At 46.7% G+C, this 19,277-nt stretch carries 24 protein-coding genes and 2 tRNA genes; 18 read left to right on the top strand and 8 right to left on the bottom strand.

The window, feature by feature from the left end:
- Position 1: 1 nt before the first annotated feature.
- The 8 genes from ACU8YC_RS04645 to ldtA all read left to right on the top strand — a co-directional run bounded on the left by ACU8YC_RS04645 (position 2) and on the right by ldtA (position 6,705).
- Positions 2 to 283: an energy-coupling factor ABC transporter substrate-binding protein gene (locus ACU8YC_RS04645; protein WP_003030289.1), complete on the top strand. Its 282-nt coding sequence runs from the start codon at positions 2 to 4 to the stop codon at positions 281 to 283.
- Positions 270 to 947 carry an energy-coupling factor ABC transporter transmembrane protein gene (locus ACU8YC_RS04640; protein ID WP_151219964.1) on the top strand — a complete coding sequence of 226 codons (678 nt, stop codon included), beginning with the start codon at positions 270 to 272 and terminating at the stop codon, positions 945 to 947. Before ACU8YC_RS04645 ends, ACU8YC_RS04640 begins: the two co-directional genes overlap by 14 nt.
- Before the next feature lie 8 nt (positions 948 to 955).
- A complete protein-coding gene (locus ACU8YC_RS04635; protein WP_210904628.1) occupies positions 956 to 1,771 on the top strand; it encodes an energy-coupling factor ABC transporter ATP-binding protein in 816 nt (271 codons plus the stop codon).
- Complete coding sequence (locus ACU8YC_RS04630) at positions 1,768 to 3,288, top strand: cobyric acid synthase (protein WP_187252229.1); 1,521 nt, start codon at positions 1,768 to 1,770, stop codon at positions 3,286 to 3,288. The genes ACU8YC_RS04635 and ACU8YC_RS04630 overlap by 4 nt, the downstream gene beginning before the upstream one ends.
- The gene (gene cobU, locus ACU8YC_RS04625) at positions 3,285 to 3,830 is read left to right on the top strand and encodes a bifunctional adenosylcobinamide kinase/adenosylcobinamide-phosphate guanylyltransferase (protein WP_414438042.1); all 546 of its coding nucleotides are present in this window, start codon (positions 3,285 to 3,287) and stop codon (positions 3,828 to 3,830) included. Before ACU8YC_RS04630 ends, cobU begins: the two co-directional genes overlap by 4 nt.
- Complete coding sequence (cobS, locus tag ACU8YC_RS04620) at positions 3,827 to 4,570, top strand: adenosylcobinamide-GDP ribazoletransferase (RefSeq protein ID WP_210904630.1); 744 nt, start codon at positions 3,827 to 3,829, stop codon at positions 4,568 to 4,570. Before cobU ends, cobS begins: the two co-directional genes overlap by 4 nt.
- A 24-nt stretch (positions 4,571 to 4,594) precedes the next feature.
- A complete protein-coding gene (cobT, locus tag ACU8YC_RS04615; RefSeq protein ID WP_446895058.1) occupies positions 4,595 to 5,659 on the top strand; it encodes a nicotinate-nucleotide--dimethylbenzimidazole phosphoribosyltransferase in 1,065 nt (354 codons plus the stop codon).
- 116 nt (positions 5,660 to 5,775) lie between these two features.
- The gene (ldtA, locus tag ACU8YC_RS04610; protein WP_414438041.1) at positions 5,776 to 6,705 is read left to right on the top strand and encodes a L,D-transpeptidase; all 930 of its coding nucleotides are present in this window, start codon (positions 5,776 to 5,778) and stop codon (positions 6,703 to 6,705) included.
- On the opposite strand, the gene ACU8YC_RS04605 is transcribed toward ldtA, so the two are convergent.
- The 5 genes from ACU8YC_RS04605 to mtfA all read right to left on the bottom strand — a co-directional run bounded on the left by ACU8YC_RS04605 (position 6,702) and on the right by mtfA (position 11,365).
- Entirely contained in the window at positions 6,702 to 7,412 is a 711-nt protein-coding gene (locus ACU8YC_RS04605) for an ABC transporter ATP-binding protein (RefSeq protein WP_446895057.1), read from the bottom strand. The two genes, ldtA and ACU8YC_RS04605, sit on opposite strands and share 4 nt — an antisense overlap.
- Before the next feature lie 10 nt (positions 7,413 to 7,422).
- Complete coding sequence (locus ACU8YC_RS04600; protein WP_252837703.1) at positions 7,423 to 9,111, bottom strand: ABC transporter permease; 1,689 nt, start codon at positions 9,109 to 9,111, stop codon at positions 7,423 to 7,425.
- Entirely contained in the window at positions 9,095 to 10,132 is a 1,038-nt protein-coding gene (locus tag ACU8YC_RS04595; RefSeq protein ID WP_286544418.1) for an extracellular solute-binding protein, read from the bottom strand. Before ACU8YC_RS04595 ends, ACU8YC_RS04600 begins: the two co-directional genes overlap by 17 nt.
- Positions 10,133 to 10,392: 260 nt before the next feature.
- A tRNA-Asn gene (locus ACU8YC_RS04590) sits at positions 10,393 to 10,468 on the bottom strand.
- Positions 10,469 to 10,567: 99 nt separating this feature from the next.
- The gene (gene mtfA, locus ACU8YC_RS04585) at positions 10,568 to 11,365 is read right to left on the bottom strand and encodes a DgsA anti-repressor MtfA (protein ID WP_151218921.1); all 798 of its coding nucleotides are present in this window, start codon (positions 11,363 to 11,365) and stop codon (positions 10,568 to 10,570) included.
- A gap of 93 nt (positions 11,366 to 11,458) precedes the next feature.
- Here mtfA and ACU8YC_RS04580 point away from each other — a divergent pair.
- The 9 genes from ACU8YC_RS04580 to ACU8YC_RS04540 all read left to right on the top strand — a co-directional run bounded on the left by ACU8YC_RS04580 (position 11,459) and on the right by ACU8YC_RS04540 (position 15,425).
- A tRNA-Ser gene (locus ACU8YC_RS04580) sits at positions 11,459 to 11,548 on the top strand.
- Positions 11,549 to 11,824: 276 nt separating this feature from the next.
- On the top strand, positions 11,825 to 12,667 hold the full coding sequence (locus tag ACU8YC_RS04575) for a DUF6387 family protein (protein ID WP_446895056.1): 843 nt from the start codon (positions 11,825 to 11,827) through the stop codon (positions 12,665 to 12,667).
- 196 nt (positions 12,668 to 12,863) lie between these two features.
- Positions 12,864 to 13,076, top strand: coding sequence for a helix-turn-helix transcriptional regulator (locus tag ACU8YC_RS04570; protein ID WP_425969481.1), 213 nt, complete (start codon positions 12,864 to 12,866; stop codon positions 13,074 to 13,076).
- Between the two features lie 19 nt (positions 13,077 to 13,095).
- Positions 13,096 to 13,413, top strand: a complete 318-nt coding sequence (locus ACU8YC_RS04565; protein WP_446895055.1) for a hypothetical protein — start codon at positions 13,096 to 13,098, stop codon at positions 13,411 to 13,413.
- An 85-nt stretch (positions 13,414 to 13,498) separates the two neighbouring features.
- The gene (locus ACU8YC_RS04560) at positions 13,499 to 13,795 is read left to right on the top strand and encodes a hypothetical protein (RefSeq protein ID WP_446895054.1); all 297 of its coding nucleotides are present in this window, start codon (positions 13,499 to 13,501) and stop codon (positions 13,793 to 13,795) included.
- A 49-nt stretch (positions 13,796 to 13,844) separates the two neighbouring features.
- On the top strand, positions 13,845 to 14,081 hold the full coding sequence (locus tag ACU8YC_RS04555; protein ID WP_446895053.1) for a hypothetical protein: 237 nt from the start codon (positions 13,845 to 13,847) through the stop codon (positions 14,079 to 14,081).
- 54 nt (positions 14,082 to 14,135) lie between these two features.
- Entirely contained in the window at positions 14,136 to 14,501 is a 366-nt protein-coding gene (locus ACU8YC_RS04550; RefSeq protein ID WP_446895052.1) for a hypothetical protein, read from the top strand.
- A gap of 62 nt (positions 14,502 to 14,563) precedes the next feature.
- Positions 14,564 to 14,806, top strand: a complete 243-nt coding sequence (locus ACU8YC_RS04545) for an H-NS family histone-like protein (RefSeq protein WP_446895051.1) — start codon at positions 14,564 to 14,566, stop codon at positions 14,804 to 14,806.
- 268 nt (positions 14,807 to 15,074) lie between these two features.
- Entirely contained in the window at positions 15,075 to 15,425 is a 351-nt protein-coding gene (locus ACU8YC_RS04540; protein WP_446895050.1) for a DUF6404 family protein, read from the top strand.
- 564 nt (positions 15,426 to 15,989) lie between these two features.
- On the opposite strand, the gene ACU8YC_RS04535 is transcribed toward ACU8YC_RS04540, so the two are convergent.
- The 3 genes from ACU8YC_RS04535 to ACU8YC_RS04525 form a co-directional block, all read right to left on the bottom strand.
- Positions 15,990 to 16,394, bottom strand: a complete 405-nt coding sequence (locus tag ACU8YC_RS04535; RefSeq protein ID WP_446895049.1) for an H-NS family histone-like protein — start codon at positions 16,392 to 16,394, stop codon at positions 15,990 to 15,992.
- A 153-nt stretch (positions 16,395 to 16,547) separates the two neighbouring features.
- Positions 16,548 to 17,015 carry a DUF4756 family protein gene (locus ACU8YC_RS04530; RefSeq protein WP_446895048.1) on the bottom strand — a complete coding sequence of 156 codons (468 nt, stop codon included), beginning with the start codon at positions 17,013 to 17,015 and terminating at the stop codon, positions 16,548 to 16,550.
- A 143-nt stretch (positions 17,016 to 17,158) separates the two neighbouring features.
- Positions 17,159 to 17,893: a DNA-binding protein gene (locus tag ACU8YC_RS04525; RefSeq protein WP_446895047.1), complete on the bottom strand. Its 735-nt coding sequence runs from the start codon at positions 17,891 to 17,893 to the stop codon at positions 17,159 to 17,161.
- Positions 17,894 to 18,732: 839 nt separating this feature from the next.
- On the opposite strand from ACU8YC_RS04525, the gene ACU8YC_RS04520 reads away from it, so the two are divergent.
- Positions 18,733 to 19,071: a hypothetical protein gene (locus ACU8YC_RS04520; RefSeq protein WP_446895167.1), complete on the top strand. Its 339-nt coding sequence runs from the start codon at positions 18,733 to 18,735 to the stop codon at positions 19,069 to 19,071.
- Positions 19,072 to 19,277: the final 206 nt, after the last annotated feature.

Genomic DNA, 19,277 nt, shown 5'->3' with positions numbered 1-19,277 from the left:
GATGAAAAAGACGCTGATTATATTGGGCATGGTAGTGGCGCTGGTGATCCTGCCGTTCTTTATCAACCACGGTGGAGAATACGGCGGTTCAGACGGTGAAGCAGAGAGTCAGATTCAGGCTATTGCCCCGCATTATGAGCCATGGTTCCAGCCGTTGTATGAACCGGCAAGCGGTGAGATTGAAAGCCTGTTGTTTACGCTCCAGGGATCGCTGGGTGCAGCCGTAATTTTCTACATACTGGGTTACACCAAAGGCAGGCAACGTCGTGATGACCGGGCTTGACAGGCTTAGCTATCAAAGCCGCTGGTTTCATGTCTCACCGGTGCGGAAATTTCTGCTCTGGCTAATGATGATGATTCTGGCGTTTACTCTGCCCCCGTTGGGGCAGGGTATCGAGCTGTTACTGATTGCCGCGCTGAGCTGCTGGCTGCTACGCATTTCGTTCTGGCGCTGGTGCCGCTGGATGGCATTACCGTTTGGTTTTCTGACGATAGGGGTAGTGACCATCCTGTTTAGTTTTAGTCGCGATCCGCAGACTCTGCTGGCCAGCATTCCCGTTGGCAGCTACTGGTTGGGCGTTAGTGCCTCAGGACTTTTCACCGCCAATGAAACCTTCTGGCGCAGCCTGGCTGCGTTGGCGGCAACGCTCTGGCTGGTGCTGAATCTACCGTTTCCGCAGCTGATTATTTTACTCAAACGCGCGCACGTTCCTCGCCTGCTTACTGAGCAGATCCTGTTAACCTGGCGCTTTATTTTTATCCTGTTAGACGAGGCGCTGGCTATTCATCGCGCACAAACGCTGCGTTTTGGGTATCGTAGCTTGCCGTTGGGCTATCGCTCGCTGGCGATGCTGGTGGGACTGCTGTTTACCCGCGTGTTGATCCGCTACCAGCAAATGACTACCACACTGGATATCAAACTTTATCAGGGTGATTTTCACCTGTAAGGAAAAGTATGCTTGCCACCTCAGCGCTTTGGTTTCGCTATCAGGATGACCCGATCCTCAAGGGGCTAACGCTGGACTTTTCTACGCATGCCGTTACGGGGTTGGTTGGTGCCAATGGCTGCGGAAAATCCACGCTATTTATGAATCTGAGTGGCTTACTGCGCCCGCAGCAAGGGGCAGTGATGTGGCAAGGCAAACCGTTGGATTACAGCAAGCGTGGCCTACTGGCACTGCGTCAGCAGGTGGCTACTGTATTTCAGGATCCCGATCAGCAAATCTTTTACACCGATATCGACAGTGACATTGCTTTCAGCCTGCGCAACCTTGGCGTGGATGAAGCTGAAATCGCCCGCCGGGTGGAAGATGCGCTGACGCTGGTCGATGCTCAGCATTTTCGCCATCAACCGATTCAGTGTTTAAGTCACGGGCAAAAAAAACGTGTGGCAATTGCCGGGGCGTTGGTGTTGCAGGCGCAATACCTGTTGCTGGATGAGCCTACAGCAGGGCTTGACCCATCAGGCCGTACGCAGATGATTGAGATAATCAAACGCATCGTAGCGCAAGGCAACCACGTGGTTATCTCCAGCCATGATATCGATCTTATCTATGAAGTCAGTGATGCAGTTTACGTTTTACGCCGGGGCGAGGTGCTAACACACGGCACGCCGGGGGACGTTTTCGCCCGTACGGAACTGATTGAACAAGCGGGATTAACTCAGCCCTGGCTGGTGAAGCTGCATACAGAGCTGGGCTTCCCGCTGTGTAAAACAGAGGCTGAATTTTTTAGTTGTATGCGAGAGAACGCACTGAAGGAGGCGTCATGACGCAGGCGATAATGTTGCAGGGAACGGCATCTGATGTGGGTAAAAGCGTGTTGGTCGCCGGGCTGTGTCGAATATTTTATCAGGATGGACTGCGTACTGCGCCGTTCAAATCGCAAAACATGGCGCTGAACTCTGGCATTACGCCAGAAGGCAAAGAGATGGGGCGCGCACAAATTTTTCAGGCCGAAGCTGCAGGGATTACGCCAGATGTGCGTATGAATCCGGTGCTGCTTAAACCAACCAGCGACCGTAAAGCGCAGGTTGTGCTGATGGGCAAAGTCGCGACCGACATGGATGCGGTGAGCTACCACGAGTATAAACCGCGTCTGCGGGATCAAATCCTGTCAGTTTATAACAGTCTGGCGCAAGAGTTCGATGTGCTGGTGCTGGAGGGGGCGGGAAGCCCGGCAGAGATTAACCTGCGCGATCGCGATATCGTCAATATGGGTATGGCTGAAATGGCGCGATGTCCTGTCATTTTGGTGGCGGATATCGACCGTGGCGGGGTGTTTGCCTCCATTTACGGCACACTGGCGCTATTGCACGATCATGAACGCGCCAGGGTCAAAGGGGTGATCATCAATAAATTTCGCGGTGATGTGGCGTTGCTGTATTCCGGTATTGAGCAAATTGAAGCGCTGACCGGAGTGCCGGTTCTGGGCGTCATGCCATGGCTGGATGTGGATCTGGAAGATGAAGATGGCGTAGCGCTGCAAAAGGGTAAATATTTGCGCACTGATAAGCGCGACATCGACATCGCCGTTGTGCAAATACCGCACATTTCGAATTTTACTGATTTCAATGCGCTTGCCGCACAGCCGGATGTACGTGTGCGCTATGTGCGTCAGCCTGAAGAACTGGCGGGGGCCGATCTGGTGATTCTGCCGGGCAGTAAAAATACGCTGGGCGATCTGGTGTGGCTGCGTGAGAGCGGGATGGCGCACGGTGTCGTGCAATTGCATAGTAACAACGTGCCGGTGGTGGGGATTTGCGGTGGCTATCAAATGCTCGGCGATACGATCATCGATGAAGTGGAGTCAGGACTCGGCACGCTGCCGGGGCTGGGCTTGCTCAATACTGTAACGCATTTTGCCCAGCACAAAACTACCACTTTGGTTGAGGGAAAAATGTCCTCCTCGCTGCCTGACTGGCTGGCGGGCGCGGCGGGGTTATCCGTTCGTGGTTATGAAATTCACATGGGCGAAACGACCTTAACTGAAGAATGCCGGGCGGTGATGACGCTGTGCAAGGACGGTGGCAACGTGGCTGACGGCGCGGTTACGCCGGATGGCCTAGCGTTTGGTACTTATCTTCACGGTCTATTTGACAGCGATGAATTTACCCGGGGGCTGGTTAATGGCCTGCGCGTACGTAAAGGGTTAGCACCGCTGGATTCCACCTTCCATTACGCGCAATATAAATCGCAGCAGTTTGATCTGCTGGCGGATGCGATGCGGCAACACATCGATATTGATAAAATTTATACCATCATGCAGCAACACCGGGAGCCAGTATGATGATTCTGGTTACCGGCGGCGCGCGAAGCGGTAAAAGTCGACATGCGGAAGCGCTGATCGCGGATTCTCCAAACGTTTTGTATATCGCGACTTCGCAGATCTTTGATGAGGAGATGGCGGCACGAATTCAGCATCATCGCGATGGACGCCCTGCGCACTGGCGTACAGCCGAATGCTGGCAACATCTCGATGAACTGATAACGGCTGCAAACGATCCGCAAGAATCCATTCTGCTGGAGTGCATCACCACGATGGTGACCAACCTGCTGTTTGCGCTGGGCGGTGACAGCAATCCGGATAACTGGGATTACGCGGCGATGGAACAGTCGATCGAGGATGAGATCCGTTCGCTGATTGCCGCCTGTCAGCGATGCCCGGCAAAGGTTGTGCTGGTCACGAATGAGGTAGGAATGGGGATTGTTCCGGAGAACCGTCTGGCACGGCATTTTCGCGATATTGCAGGACGTGTGAATCAGCGACTGGCAGCAGCAGCCGATGAGGTCTGGCTGGTGGTATCAGGAATTGGAGTCAAAATTAAATGAGTAAGTTGTTCTGGGCAATGCTCTCTTTTATCAGTCGCTTGCCCGTTCCTGCTCGCTGGTCGCAAGGACTGGATTTCGAGCACTATTCACGTGGCATTGTGATGTTTCCGCTGATTGGCGTGGTGCTGGGCGGGATAACGGGACTGGTCTTTATGGCGCTGCAGGCCTGGTGCGGTATCCCCCTGGCGGCGCTGTTTGCAGTGTTGACCCTCGCGCTGCTGACCGGTGGTTTTCATCTCGATGGTCTGGCGGATACCTGTGACGGTATTTTCTCTGCCCGTCGACGCGAACGGATGCTGGAAATCATGCGCGACAGCCGCCTGGGAACCCACGGCGGACTGGCGTTGATTTTCGTCTTGTTGGCGAAAGTGCTGGTGGTGAGCGAACTGGCTTTGCGTGGCACACCGATGCTGGCGGCGCTTGCTGCGGCTTGTGTTGCCGGGCGGGGTACCGCTGTTTTGCTGATGTATCGACATCGTTACGCTCGCGAAGAAGGGCTGGGCAATGTCTTTATCGGCAAAGTCTCCGGGCGTCAAACCTGCGTTACGTTGGGATTTGCGGCAGTCCTTGCCGCCGTACTGCTTCCCGGTATGCACGGCGTAGCAGCACTGGTTGTCACGATAGTGGCGATTTTCATTCTTGGGCAGTTATTAAAACGCACGTTGGGTGGGCAAACCGGCGATACGCTGGGCGCAGCCATTGAACTTGGCGAGTTGATTTTCCTGCTGGCTCTGCTCTGAGTCAGCCAACATACTGGAACCCCTATGCAGACTTTAACCTCTTTACTCCACACCATACCTTCACCTGATAGTGCCGCGATGCTGCGTGCACAGCAGCATATCGATGGCTTGCTTAAGCCACCGGGAAGTCTTGGTCGGCTCGAGTCACTCGCTGTGCAATTGGCCGGAATGCCCGGCCTGAAGGGCGTTCCGCATGTGAATGGCAAAGCGATGCTGGTGATGTGCGCCGATCACGGCGTGTGGGATGAAGGGGTTGCCGTTTCGCCTAAAATCGTCACGGCTATTCAGGCTGCTAATATGACGCGTGGGACGACCGGCGTTTGCGTGCTGGCTGCTCAGGCGGGGGCAAAGGTACATGTGATTGATGTCGGTATTGATGCTGAACCTATTCCTGGCGTAGTAAATATGCGCGTGGCGCGCGGCTGCGGCAATATTGCCCAGGGCCCGGCAATGAGCCGTTCACAGGCCGAGGAGCTACTGCTGGAAGTTATCCGTTATACTCATGGACTGGCCAGGGACGGCGTAACGCTGTTTGGGGTTGGTGAACTTGGTATGGCCAACACGACACCCGCGGCGGCAATCGTCAGCGTGCTGACTGGAAGCGATGCCGAGAATGTGGTCGGTATCGGCGCTAACCTGCCGCTTTCAAGAGTAGGCAATAAAGTAGACGTTGTGCGGCGAGCCATTGCCGTCAATCAACCGGATCGCAATGACGGTATTGATGTACTGGCTAAAGTTGGTGGGTTTGATCTTGTCGGCATGGCGGGTGTGATGTTGGGGGCAGCCACCTGTGGCCTTCCAGTTGTGCTGGATGGTTTTCTCTCTTACTCTGCTGCGCTGGCAGCCTGCCAGATTGCGCCGCAGATTAAACCCTATCTGATACCGTCACATTTCTCCGCTGAGAAGGGCGCCCGCACCGCGCTGGCGCATCTTGAACTGGATCCGTATCTCAATATGGGGATGCGTTTGGGGGAAGGCAGCGGGGCCGCTCTGGCGATGCCAATTATTGAAGCCGCCTGTGCCATGTACAGTAACATGGGGCAGCTAGCCGCCAGCAACATTGTGCTTCCGGATGGGAAGGAAGCATAGCCAGCTGTAACCCCGTTTGAGTGCGGGGTTTTCATCAGCCAACTCGATGTAACTCCCTAAAACAGATAAAAAAGCTATACTTAACGGATATCGGCTGCGACGAAGGAAAGGAAAAAATGCGTCGGGTAAAACTGATTTTTGCGCTTTTTGCACTGCTTGTGAGTCAGGGATCACAAGCAGTGAGTTATCCGCTGCCGCCAGAAGGCAGTCGCCTGGTGGGCACCCCTCTGACAATCACTATTCCAGATGGCAATACTCAACCGCTGGAAGCCTTTGCCGCGCAGTACGGGCAGGGGTTGAGTAACATGCTTGAAGCCAATCCCGGCGTGGATGTTTTTCTGCCTAAGTCTGGTTCAACGTTGGTTGTGCCACAGCAATTGATATTACCCGATACCGTACGCGAGGGGATTGTCATCAATGTCGCAGAAATGCGTCTTTACTATTATCCCGCTGGCGGCAATACGGTTGAAGTTTTGCCCATCGGTATTGGTCAGGCGGGCAGAGAAACGCCGCGCAATTGGGTGACGGCGGTAGAACGTAAGCAGGAAGCGCCGAGCTGGACGCCGACGCCTAATACCCGACGTGAATACGCGGCTCGCGGGGAAAGTTTGCCGGTATTTGTTCCTGCAGGGCCAGATAACCCGATGGGGTTGTATGCGATTTATATCGGCAGGCTTTATGCCATTCATGGCACAAATGCGAATTTCGGTATTGGTCTGCGGGTAAGCCAGGGTTGCATCCGTTTGCGTAACGACGACATTAAATATCTGTTTGATACCGTACCGGTAGGGACGCGTGTGCAACTGATAGACCGACCGGTGAAATACAGCGTAGAGCCGGACGGGAGTCGCTGGGTGGAAGTGCACGAACCCTTGTCAAGAAACCGTTCGGAATACGAGTCTGACAGAAAGGTTCCCTTGCCGGTCACTCCCGCGCTGCGCACTTTCATTAGCGGGAATGACGTGGATGTGAGTCGCGGCAATCAGGCGCTGGAAAGACGCTCCGGTATGCCGGTGAACATCAGCCTGGTACAGAAACATTATTAATTTTCAGGGCGACCCTGGTGACGTTCAGGTCGGATGGGGCGCTTTTTTATTTGATACTGCCCCATTTTTACCACGCCAATATGGTCTGCCATCAGCTGCGCTTCGTGTTCGCTGTGGGTAACCAGCAGTGCCGTTTGCCCGGCCGCGCGCAAAATATCCCGCACCTCGTTGCCAAGACGCTCACGTGTACGCTTATCAAGGCTGGAAAAAGGTTCGTCGAGCAACAGGATTTCTGGATGCGGGGCCAGCGCCCGTGCCAGCGCGATACGCTGCTGCTGACCGCCGGAAAGTTCATGCGGATACCGGCTGGCATGGCTGTGTAGTTCCACCATTTTTAACAGCTCCTCCACACGGAACTTTTGCTCTTCACGCGGCATGCGTCGCAACCCAAAGGCCACATTTTGCTGCGCCGTCAAATGAGGGAATAAGGCGTACTCCTGAAAGACCATGCCGACATGCCGTTTTTCCGGCGGCAGATGAACACCGTGGCCAGCCACGCGGCGCTGCGACACAAAGATCTCTCCGCTGCGCAGTCGTTCAAATCCGGCAACTGCGCGTAACACCGTGGTTTTTCCGCAGCCTGAAGCGCCCAGCAGACAGGCGATTTCCCCTTTACGTACCGACATTGAAAATCCGTGCAGCACCGATTGCTGGCTGTTGCCGTAGGCAACATGCACATCCCGGAGTTGTAATGCAATTTCTGACATTGTTGATCTCTTAACCACGGCGAGTCATCTGGTGACGCACCAACAAAATAACCGGTAGCGTACCTGCTAAAACAATCATTAGCGCGGCGATAGCACCTTCTTCATAGGTTCCACGCGCAGCTTCTGCATACAGCAACGTTGCCAGCGTTTCGAAATTTACTGGTCGTAAAAGCAGCGTTGTGGGCAGCTCTTTCATGGCATCGGCAAAAACCAGCAGGGCGCTACTCACTAACGCCGGGCGCAGCAATGGAAAATGAACCCGTGCAAATGTCCCTATACCATTCTCACCCAACAGTCGCGAAGCCTGTTCCAGGGATGGCGGAATACGTCCCAGGCCGGAGTCCAGAGCGCCGATGGCAATCGCTTGAAAACGCATGGCACAGCAAATTACCAGCAGGATCCCGGCAGACATCAGCGGCAGGCCGCGAACATCCAGTAAATCTGCTAACCAACGGTCGACGGCCATGGCGGGGGTTAAAAACCCAATCGCCAGAATTGTACCGGGAACCGCATAGCCTAAAGAGGCCAGACGCATCACGCCGCGACGAAATCCTGGCATGGTGTTGTCTGCGGCGCTATGACGCGCGCTCCAGGCCACTAACATACTGACGCAAACCACCACCAGCGTGGTTCCCGCTGCCAGTGATAACGTATTTTGTAATGCAGACAGTAACGAGGAGGAAACAGGGTTCTCGTCGCCTATGCGTTTAGCGCTTTCCCAGATTAAAAACAGGACCGGGGCCAAAAAGCCCAGCACAACCGGCAGCGAAATAACGATACCAAGTAGCCAGCCCCGCCAGCCCTGCACGCGAGTGGGTTGAATTTCCCGCAGGCTCCTGCTGCTGAATCCCTGCTTTCTACGGCCGTAAAATTCCAGCGTCAGAATCAAGAATATAAACATCAGCATCATACAGGCGATTTGTGCAGCGGCTGATAAATCTGAGCGAGAGATCCACGTGGTGTACACGGTAACGGTCAACGTTTGAACTCCGAGGAATTCCGATGCGCCGATATCGTTAAGCGTTTCCAGCAGCGCCAGACTGATCCCAACGGCCAGTGCCGGACGTGCCATGGGAAGAACAACGCGAAAAAAGGTTCCGGTAGCGCTACATCCCAACGTACGTGCGGCTTCCAGTAAATGGGCCGGCTGGCTGATAAACATGGCACGGGTTGTCAGATAGACGTAAGGATAAAGTACTAAGCCGAGCAGAAGGATTGCGCCGGAAAGGGAACGTAAATCGGGCAAGCGAAACTGTCTCGGGCTGTCAAAGCCCAATAAGAAACGAATAAAGGTTTGCAGAGGGCCAATTGGGTGCAGCAGATCGAGCCAGGCAAAGGCAACGATGTAGGTCGGCATCGCCAGCGGCAACAGCAGCGCCCAACTGAGAATTTTGCGCCCAGGAAAATCCCATGCCGTTACCGCCCATGCGCTGCCTACGCCAATGACGCCGACCATTACCGCGACACCTGCCAGCAACAGCACTGTGTTTTTTAGCGCTGAAGGCAGTACATATGTCATGAGATTATCCCAGTGGGATAAATCGGCCTGAGTGGCTTGCCAGATCAGTGCAACGATAGGGGTCAGGACGCCAAGTGCTATGCACAGCGCGCCAAGATGCAGTGGCGTTAATAATGACTGCGGCCCGGAAACCAGGCCGCGTAACGTCAGAACCTGCAGAGGTTTATTGATCGAATCCAACTTTATCTACCAGCAGACTAGCCTGTTTACGATACTTCACGATTTCGATTAGCGGCGTTTTATCAACGTCGATTTCACCAATTGTGGCGCTGATAACCGGGTCAAGCGTCACGCCTTTCAGTACCGGATATTCAAAATTCGCTTTCGCATATTGTTGTTGAGCTGGTGCGGAAACCAGGTACTCCAAGAGTTTAACCGCATCGGCTTTATTTGGCGCATAGCGGGCTACGGCAGCGCCGCTGATGTTAACGTGCGTTCCGCCATTTTCAAAGGTAGGTTTTACAACTTTAATGGCATCGCCCCACTGACGAGCATCGCTGCCTTCTTTGGCGTTTTTCATATGGCCGACGTAATAGGAGTTAGCCAGACCAATATCACATATTCCACCGAGGATATCGCGAGCAACGTCACGGTCGCCGCCGGTCGCTTTACGTGCCAGATTGGCCTTCACGCCGCGCAGCCATTCTTCCGTTTTGGCTTCACCGTGATGGGCAATCATCGCGGCGATCAGCGCCGTATTGTACGGATGCTGACCGGAACGAATACAAACCTTACCTTTGTACTCGGGGCTGGCGAGCTGTTCGTAGTGCCAGTTATCGATTGGCAGCGACTTCTCGGCATACAGAACGCGGGCGCGCATAGAAAGCGCAAACCACTGATTATCCGCACCGCGCAGGTTGGCAGGTATGGCGGTTTTTAGCGCTTCGGATTCTACCGGTTGGGTAACACCCGCTTCCACTAAGTCAATGAGATTACCGGCATCGACGGTCATCAGCAGGTCGGCAGGGGAGTTTTTGCCTTCAGCTTTAACACGCTCAAGCATACCGTCCTTGATGTAGACCGTACTCACTTTGATACCGCTGGTGTTAGTCCAGCTATCAAGTAAAGGTTGGATCAGGCCCGGTTCGCGGGTGGTGTATAGCGTTAATGTTTCCTGAGCGAAAGCCGGCAGGCTAACAGAGAAAATCAGGGCAGAGGCAAGCGTGATTCGGCGCAGTCCGGTGCGAGGTAGAGCATTCATCGTTTTTATCCCAGAGTAATTGGAACATACAGTGAACCGAGCAGGGGCTCGTTCTTATGGCTTGCGTACAATAAATGATAATCACTAACACTTACAATCATTGCAAAGTGTAAATAATTTACATTTACATAACTTTAATCAACGATGTGATATGGCGTGGAATGGGGATGTTATGACAGGCAGGCCGCTTAAAGGGGATGTTTTAAGGCGGATTTAAATGCAAAAAGCCTGCTTAGTTTCCTGAGCAGGCTTCTTAAATTTGGCTCCTCTGACTGGACTCGAACCAGTGACATACGGATTAACAGTCCGCCGTTCTACCGACTGAACTACAGAGGAATCGTGTGAACGAGGCGCATATTACTGACCTCATCATGAGGTGTCAACAGTAAAATTAGTACGTCATTTCAATTGGTTAATTAATCTTCAAATTCAGTGTTAATGCACATTTGGTGAGCGATAATCGTCGTCTTCTCGGGTATCGCGTAACCGCTCCATAGGGTTCTGGCGATAAAATTGGTTGAAACGTTGCCATAAGGCAGGAAAACGCGGAGCAAATAATTCAGGCGCGCTGAAAAAATACTCGGATAACACGGCAAAGCATTCGGCCGGATCCGTTGCTGCGTAGGCATCTATGCTACATGCGGTTTCCCCAACCAGATCGATTTCATCCTGAATGTTGTTCATTGCGGCATGCAGATCGTGTTCCCAACCGGCAATATCGCGCAGGGGGATCGCCGGAACACCGCTGGCGCGATCGCCGTTACGCATATCAAGCTTATGCGCCACTTCATGGATGATCAGATTAAAGCCGGAGGCATCAAAGGAATCCTGAATATCAAGCCAATTGAGGATTATCGGGCCTTGCTGCCAGCTCTGTCCGGATTGTACAACGCGTTGATTATGCACCAACCCAATATCGTCTTCCCACTCATCGTCCACGACGAAGGGGGCTGGGTAGATGAGCACTTCGTGAAACCCGTCGAGCCACTCGATCCCTAATTCCAGAACAGGTAAACAGAAAAGCAGAGCGATACGAGCACTTTTCAGCGGGTCCAGCTCAAACCCCTGCAGTGCGACCAGTCTTTTTTGTTGCAAAAAGCGCTCGCCAAGGGCGATAAGTCTGGCTTGTTCTTGCTCGGTGAGATTTACAAGAAGGGGAATGGCCAGGGCGTCATCCCACGGCCAGTCATCACTCCGGGTTGTTTCTTGTTCTTTCCAGGGCCACTTAATCATCGTTTTGCTCGCAAACTCGTCACTTGAACGAAATTGACGGAACTGGGTCTGTTAAAATGCCAAATTACCTGGCATCATGGCAACCGCTAAAACGGAGAGATGCCAGAGCGGCTGAATGGACCGGTCTCGAAAACCGGAGTAGGGGCAACTCTACCGGGGGTTCAAATCCCCCTCTCTCCGCCAATCATCCAACAAAATCAATCACTTACAAAGAGTTTTTGATTTTGTCATGCATAAATCCCTGCATTAAAATTTCCTTATCTCGCTCTGATTTCTCATATCTAGATTGCCATTTTTACCATGTTGCTTCTTGCTGGGCATCCACTTTTATCGTCTTTAGATCACACTCTTTACAACGACTTAGTTCACCTTGCCTCTCTGATGAAAAAATAGTTGAACAGTAATTGTTTGAAACCGATTCTGTAAGGATATTTAAAACGAACTGTGTTCGGAGGATGGATGAAACGAAGTGAACTCAGAAAAGCGCTTGAAGAGTGGTTTGATGTTGAAAGGTATGAGGCGATAGAAAAACTCACCCTACAGCAATTTTATGTTGAGGTTGAGCGGCGTATCTTGGCCTACAAGATGTTGCTGAAACGGGATTCGTTACCGCCTCTGAACAGACTTTTATTGGATGATTACCGCTATAAGATCCTCAGAGGAGAAATTTTGTTTAGCGGCGACACATCCACGCAGGGACATGGGCTTTCCAGAACCTATGCAGTGGTCCCCGTTACCCGGAGCAACGCACAATTATATGCGAAAAGTTTAACTCTGATTGGAACCCATCCTGAAACATCCCAAAGAAGTCAGTCCGAATACATGTCGGAGTATCTGAAAGAATCCGGTATTAAAAGTCTGTCTTCAATTACCGTCGATATCTTCCTGCAAGAGGCTTCAACTGAAGACATCATCGAACACCTGAAGGTGCTTATTCCTCAATGGAAAAAACAGTTAAAAATGAACGCTCCGGCTGTTCGGAAGTATCGTTTTGGCAAAAGCACGCTGAGAAAAATCATCGACTATCGACTCATCCCTATGATGGATCTCATTTTTTGGGGGGCAGATAATAATGATACCAAAATCTCACTGTCGCTGATGTCATCGCTGCTTCATGAGAACAGCGAGAAGGATAGGGATGAGGGAATGCTTAAGGTGACTGACTATCCGCTTGCAATGGCGTTGCTGACAGACGAAAACTATCTGAAATCGTTTGAAGATTACATGATGGAAAACAATTACTTAAAAGACACGAAGATTGTAGATCACGTCAAAGACGAAAAGAAGAAAGAAGACAAGTAAAAAAGGGTTACGTTCGCCCTGAGCGAACGTGATCACATTCATCCTCAACCATTTTTTTCCTGTTCACTCTCCCCCAGTTTTTTCGAAAAACTCTTCTGCCAACATGCCTAAAACGCCATAAGCGAATTCGCTATTATTGTCCTCGTCGAAACAACAGAGGAAAAGACAAATGAGAAACAACAACGAACAAAGTTCTATGAGAAATGAAATCGCAGGTAAAAGATTAATCCGTGTTCCTGAAGTTCTGAGAAGAGTCGGATTTAGTCGAACCACAATGTATGAGCTTATCAAAGAGGGACGGTTCCCGAATAAGGTAATCATAGGGGCAAGATCTGTAGCCTTTGTGGAAAGTGATATTGATGCTTGGATTGAAAATACTATTTCCGATTCACGCAAAAATAATAAATAACATAAAAGAGGATGGAGAAATGAAAGTGAAAAAGATAGAAATACATGTTAGCAATGATGATACAAAATATTTTGTTCTGAAAAGTGGCGAAGACTATGACTACTATTTGCGATGTATGCATGAGTATATGGGCGAAAGATTCTATCATAACCTTGAAGACGATGGTTATATGGAAGGTGTTTTAAAATCAATAATAGAGAACGGTAAGAAAGATTTCAATGAGTTCTTGAAAAAACATAAATATAAAGCATCGATTAAAAACGTATGTTTTGATGAAGTGCTTGTCAATCTTAGGCAGATACATCATGTGATGAGTCACTGTATTTTATATACATAATCCATAGCATCATCTATTCGGCCCCGGAAGGGGCTAATACAAAACGAAATGAATAAAATAAGCATTTAATTATGAGGATATAAACATGACTAAAGAAAATATTATTGAAAATAAATCAACCGAACTTTTTTATGATCTCGCATGTAGATCGTTTTCCGCAAGCTGGAATATGTTTATGGAAGTCAATGGTGATGGAGATGCCAATGACTATCTGGATGACCCGGATTTTATGAGTCCATTTATTATTTATGTGATTGACCATATTCAGAACAACTTCGAAAGATTCACCACACAAGAAGGAAACTGCGGTGATATTAATCATGTCAACTTTGAACAAGTGGCAGCCCTGCTGGTAGGGTATTCAGAAAACTTTAGAAAGTAAGAACTAATCTTGCCCCGCAAGGGGCTAACTATAAACAAAAGGAAAACAGATGAATAATGATATGTCAGTAATCGTGAGTATGTTATGTGAGAAAACACCTAAAGTGATGAGTCTTATCCAAGAGAGCTTGGATATATTTATCGCATTAAGAGGTGGCTCTGTCGAAGAAATCATGAATGATAAAACCTTGCTAGATGATTTAAATCGTTATGTAAATGAGACACTGTATGATGAGATGGATCTGAAATATGGTTCTGTAATCATCAAAATAGTATCTAATAAATAGTATTAATACCTTTTCGACATTTATCTAATATTTAACTTAATAAAAGGAATCACTATGAAAGAGATTGTTTTAAATGAAAGTAATGAAATGGTCGTAAATCTTATCACAAATGTATTACAAGGATATTGCGAAACGATCTATAGCATATCTGAAAAGCAACCTGAAACAGCCATGAATATTTTAACAGGGGAGGTGTTATCAGAGATACTTTATGATGTGTTGATTACCTGTGAAGTTGAAGACTATGTTAAAAGTGGAAGAGGCAAAGATGTATCTGAGATCAACATGGATAAGTTAAAGGAAACGATTTTATACTGGCATAAAGAGCATATCATTGAACTTGTATTGAAAAATATAAAACCGGAGCATGCTGATGAGCGTATTTACTGGAAGTTAAAAATGACTGTGAATCAGTATTGAAAAATGGCAATATTCCCTCGTGCTGAGGGAAATAATCCTGTAATGAAACGGAGATAACCAATATGATTGATGAACTCCATGTTATGTATATGTATAAAAAAATCCAAGCAGAAGCTGCTACTACCGATATCAAAGCACTGGAACAACTTTTGAAGAAGTTCCGCCAAGTCGTTGCGGAGCGCCGGGAAGAATACTATCTGGAGATTGGTGAGAAAAAGGCACAAAAATTGAGGGCCAAGAGATTACAACAGTTGCTTGAGAAAATGGTGCGTGACCGCGTATCGCCGGAAAGCTTATTCAAATAATGATATCCCGGACACGAAATGTGGACGAACATACCGGGTAAACTGATAACAAAAATTGTAATAACTCAACTGTTGAAGGTATTGCTAGTTTGTCTAAAGCTTACACGGGGTTGAACTGATATGGTAGTTGCCATCTGGCAAAGTAGTGCCTGATAGCCTTTCTACTTCCTCAGTAGAGAGAACTGAGGGAGGTTTTGGGCAGAACGTTCCATTGCTTAGCAGGCTCTTCATGTTGATAAGGGTTCAGATGAAAATAGAGAGGACTTATATGGATTTTGAAGAGAAAAAAGAACGAGCCATTTCCATTATGAAAAGCAAGAAAATGTGGAGCAGTAACTATGCTCCCCCTCTGTTACGCCTTGCATGGAAAATGGGTATCAAGATACCTCCGTTGCCTTTCGCTCGATTCTGGCAAGTTGCTTTGTTAATGGGAATACCGATTGGCTCTGTCTGGGGAATACTGATGTGGTTTTTTACATGGAAGGGATCGGGGATGGATCCAACTGATGCTATTGCTAGAAGTTTGCTATTTGACGTTTGGATGGGGATTTCTATGGCGTTGTACCACTGGTGGAGAAGAGTAGCTAATAATCTTCCAGATTGGAATAGTCTTGAGTAAAACAGGCTACATCCAACAGGACGTTAGCTGAAAGCGCTAGAAAAATATTTAGGGTCTACGTTCATAATCCGTGACTATTGTAAATGCGTAAGTTTGTGGGAAAATGACGACCATGCTAGCCTGATGAAAATTGAACTGACAATATAACAGAAAACAACACTTGAAGAGCTACAACCGCGTAGCCGTGATCATCATGTTCAGTACAGGTACGCTTTCTTCTGCCGAAAATTGGTCAACTGCCATGATCACTTAGTCTTAGCGTATTAATGAAAAAAAAGGACCCACGGGGATCCTGATAAAAGATGATAACTTTATTATAGTTATGAGAGAAACAAAATAACTATAACAGATGAAGGATAGGATAAAAACTACGAAAAGTGTGCAATAATGTACATTTCTTGCGGGGGGGGATTTGCGATACCATGTAGTATGCAGGAACGATTGCTGCGGATTGTCGGATATTCATGCCGTAAGCAACTGCGGATATATTATAGGGATTTGCTATTTGACAATACACATCATGATAAAAACCGCCAATAATTGACGGTTTTATCTGTATTCAGGTTAGATCGCAAAGTCTTCCAGTGTTTTACCTGCTTCAAGTGATTTAGCGATTGTTTTAGGGGTACGTCCCTGACCAGTCCAAGTTTGCTCATTGCCGTTTTCATCGATATATTTGTATTTTGCAGGGCGTGGAGCACGCGTAGATTTTACTTTTAGTTGGGATGAGCCAACTGTAGCGAGTAGTTCTGTAGGATCAATGCCATCTTCTAACAGTTTCTGACGGAAGGCTTCAAGCTTAGCCTGACGTTCTTCTTGTTCTTTACGGACTGCATTTGCTTCCTCACGGCGATCTTCAACTATAGCGGTAAGTTTTTGCAACATCTCTTCAAGCGTTGTAAGGTCTGTCTCACGAGTCTGTACGCGGAGTGTACGAATATTGTTAAGTGCTTTAATGGTCTCACTCATAGTATGTTATCCTGTGTTAAAAAATAAGGTCGCTTATAAAATTAATGTATGCTACTGCACTTGAAAATAAAAATATCATCCGCTAAATAATATAGCAATCACTCTCGTTTAAGCAATCTAAGGATTCCCGTTTTATACGAATAACACGTTTTTTTAAAGTTTGATTTTCCTGTACTTTTGGCTAGATGATTCAAACTTTGACGAGATTTGAGAGAGTTGCTGAAGACTTTGTTCAACGGAGCGTTGGAACTCCATAGCGGCTTCTGTACGCTGCTTTATGACTAAGGCAATTATTTCTTCATCGCTTTTCTCAAGGAGATTTCTCCTGTAGAGACTATACGTTTCGAGCTTATCAATGTTTTTAGAAGTAAAAGCGGAGGCTTGGTTAACAGGGTTAAGCTCATCAAGAAATTTATCAAGAAGAGATTCCTTTTTTCTGTTCAAACGACGTAGTTCGGTATGTGCTGATTTGAATTTTTGCGCTTTAATGAAAGGAATACCATCAGCACGAAGTTTGCGATATTCTTTTTTGTATTCTTCAATAGAAATGTGATTTTTTAGTTCTTCGACTGTCTCTAAATATTGTATTAAATCATTGTTATCTGTTTTTACGTTTCTCATGAGAATACCTCGTTAATAAATAGTGGATATATTTATATGTTAAGGTATATAGAGAAAGTGTCAAATTAATGAGGGGTTAAATATTTTATTCCTGCCTTCGTTGCATAAAAGTATTAAGGATGTTTTTTCCTTATTGTCCTGTTTTAGGATGCAACTTTTAAATAGGTGTCGATATCAGCCACGTCTTTTCTTGCCGCCTCATTTTCTTTTGTTCTTTTATATACCTTGCGAGGTTTATCGATCTTGACACTGTTTTTAGCACTAGGAACAGCATTATTTTTCTTCTTCTTACTAAAAACAAAGGCATCTGTGTAGATCTCTTTGTTTTCAGTTTCCAAAGATAAGTTTCGGCGTTCTTTTTGTGAAAGATCTGCATAATGCTCTGGATATTGTTCAATATCAGCATTAAGGCTTTTAGCATTACTCAAATGCTCTTTACGCTTCTCATCAAGTTGATGACTCATTCCCTTGGCGAAAATATTAGAGTTGATATACAAGTGTCCATGATGTTCAACAAGGATACCTTTTTGTTTTAGCTTTTTGAATATATTTGACATATTACCGGATGCAATATTCAATGCCTTGCAGAGTGATGATTGAGACAGATTGATAAGGTTTCCAAACTCCATATATTCTAAAACATAAGTTAATACACGGAATTCATTCTTCGATATGTCCAGATCAGAAAAAACACGAAAATTAGAAGTAAAAGCAAATACATAAGGCTGTGCAAATGAGATTGCTTTATCTTCTTCTGTTGCAATAACGGTGGTTGATTTTATATCTTTGTTTTGTAGCAAGTGTCTTGCGATATCAATCTTTTGCTCTGTGGTTAATGTTTCAAATAAGCGAAGTAGTTCAGTATCATTAGTATTCATATTATTCTCTCTTATAGTTTTTATTATGCCTATTTTAATACTATGCAGAAAAATGAAAGTCAATAGTAAAACTATAAATAAAATAGAACTTTTATTATTATGATATTGCTATATGTTAAAAAATCTATGTTTAAACATAGATCCTGCTATGTTTAAACATAGGATAAAAAGGTGAGAAGCCTTGGTTTTATTGGGCTGGGACAGTGCTTATAATTAAATAATTAGTAAGAAGTTAAGAGAGTCTAGCTTTTCTTTTACCGTATGTGCAGAGAGTTTTACGTAAAAATATGTGGTTCTCTGGAGAGTTATTTTCAGCGAAGTGATTGCTTCATACAATCACGCAGCGCTGCTGATGTTTCAGGAATACTGCAATTGTTTTACCTTTATTTTATTGGTGGCTGTCGCCGAAATTCTTTATGGATAAATCCATCATTAACAGGGATGAACCCTGTTTCAGCAATGTGATTGTTTTGAACAATCACTAAGTGCTGCTTCAATGAATATAGTTTTCCTATGCGTTTAAGAGCAAATGCTATATGTTTTAGTACTAATATTATTATGATATATAGGATCATATATATTTTTTTATAATTAAAAGAACAGAGATTGATCCTTTTGGCTTTTCCCTCAAACATAGCAAATACCATTGTTAAAACGTTAAATGTATTTTACAGCGTTAGAGCTGTAGCCGTGCGTCAGCACATGAGCTTTAGCTCATAAGATAAATATCTTTTCAAAAGAATAAGAAGAAAACAGGTAAAGCGTTAATTAACAAAAGTTAAATTTGATCTTCTCCAATCTTATATGGTATTAAATAATAAAAAGAAGGGAAATAAATGATGAACAACATTAAGATTATTACACTATTTCATGCAAATGAAAAAATACCATTTATAACTTGTATAGTTAAAAATGTTGAAGAGAATGAACAAGGAATAAAACTCACTTTGGAAAATGGTGATAATATCCATGTCAAAGATTATGACTATTTCTTCTTATCAGAATCAGCAAATGAGTTTGATCAGGAACGAATGATTAATACATACAGAAGATTGATTTCAGAACTGAGCCAAGTTAGCGAAGAAACAATAGAGTCATTAGTCCCGAAGATACCGAATCATATGACAATCAATTTCCCAGCAAGCAGTGTCAGTGCCCTGTGCTTTCCGCAGGGATGAAACTATCCTCTTCACCCTGCCTGCATCAACCTTCGAATGAGCGACGCATTACGCCGCCTCTCCTGATTCATATCTTACGATAGGCATCTTCAATTGATCGTTATTGAAGATCGATAGTTTATTTTTGATAGTCCATGACTATCAAATTGAGGTTGATTGATCGGTGTTTTAATTGATTAAACCGATCGATTGTTTCTTTATGATAG

The sequence above is a fragment of the Citrobacter sp. VF227 genome, from assembly GCF_052950715.1.
Note: the sequence above shows the minus strand (reverse complement) of the source record. Positions and strands in the feature narration are given on the sequence as shown.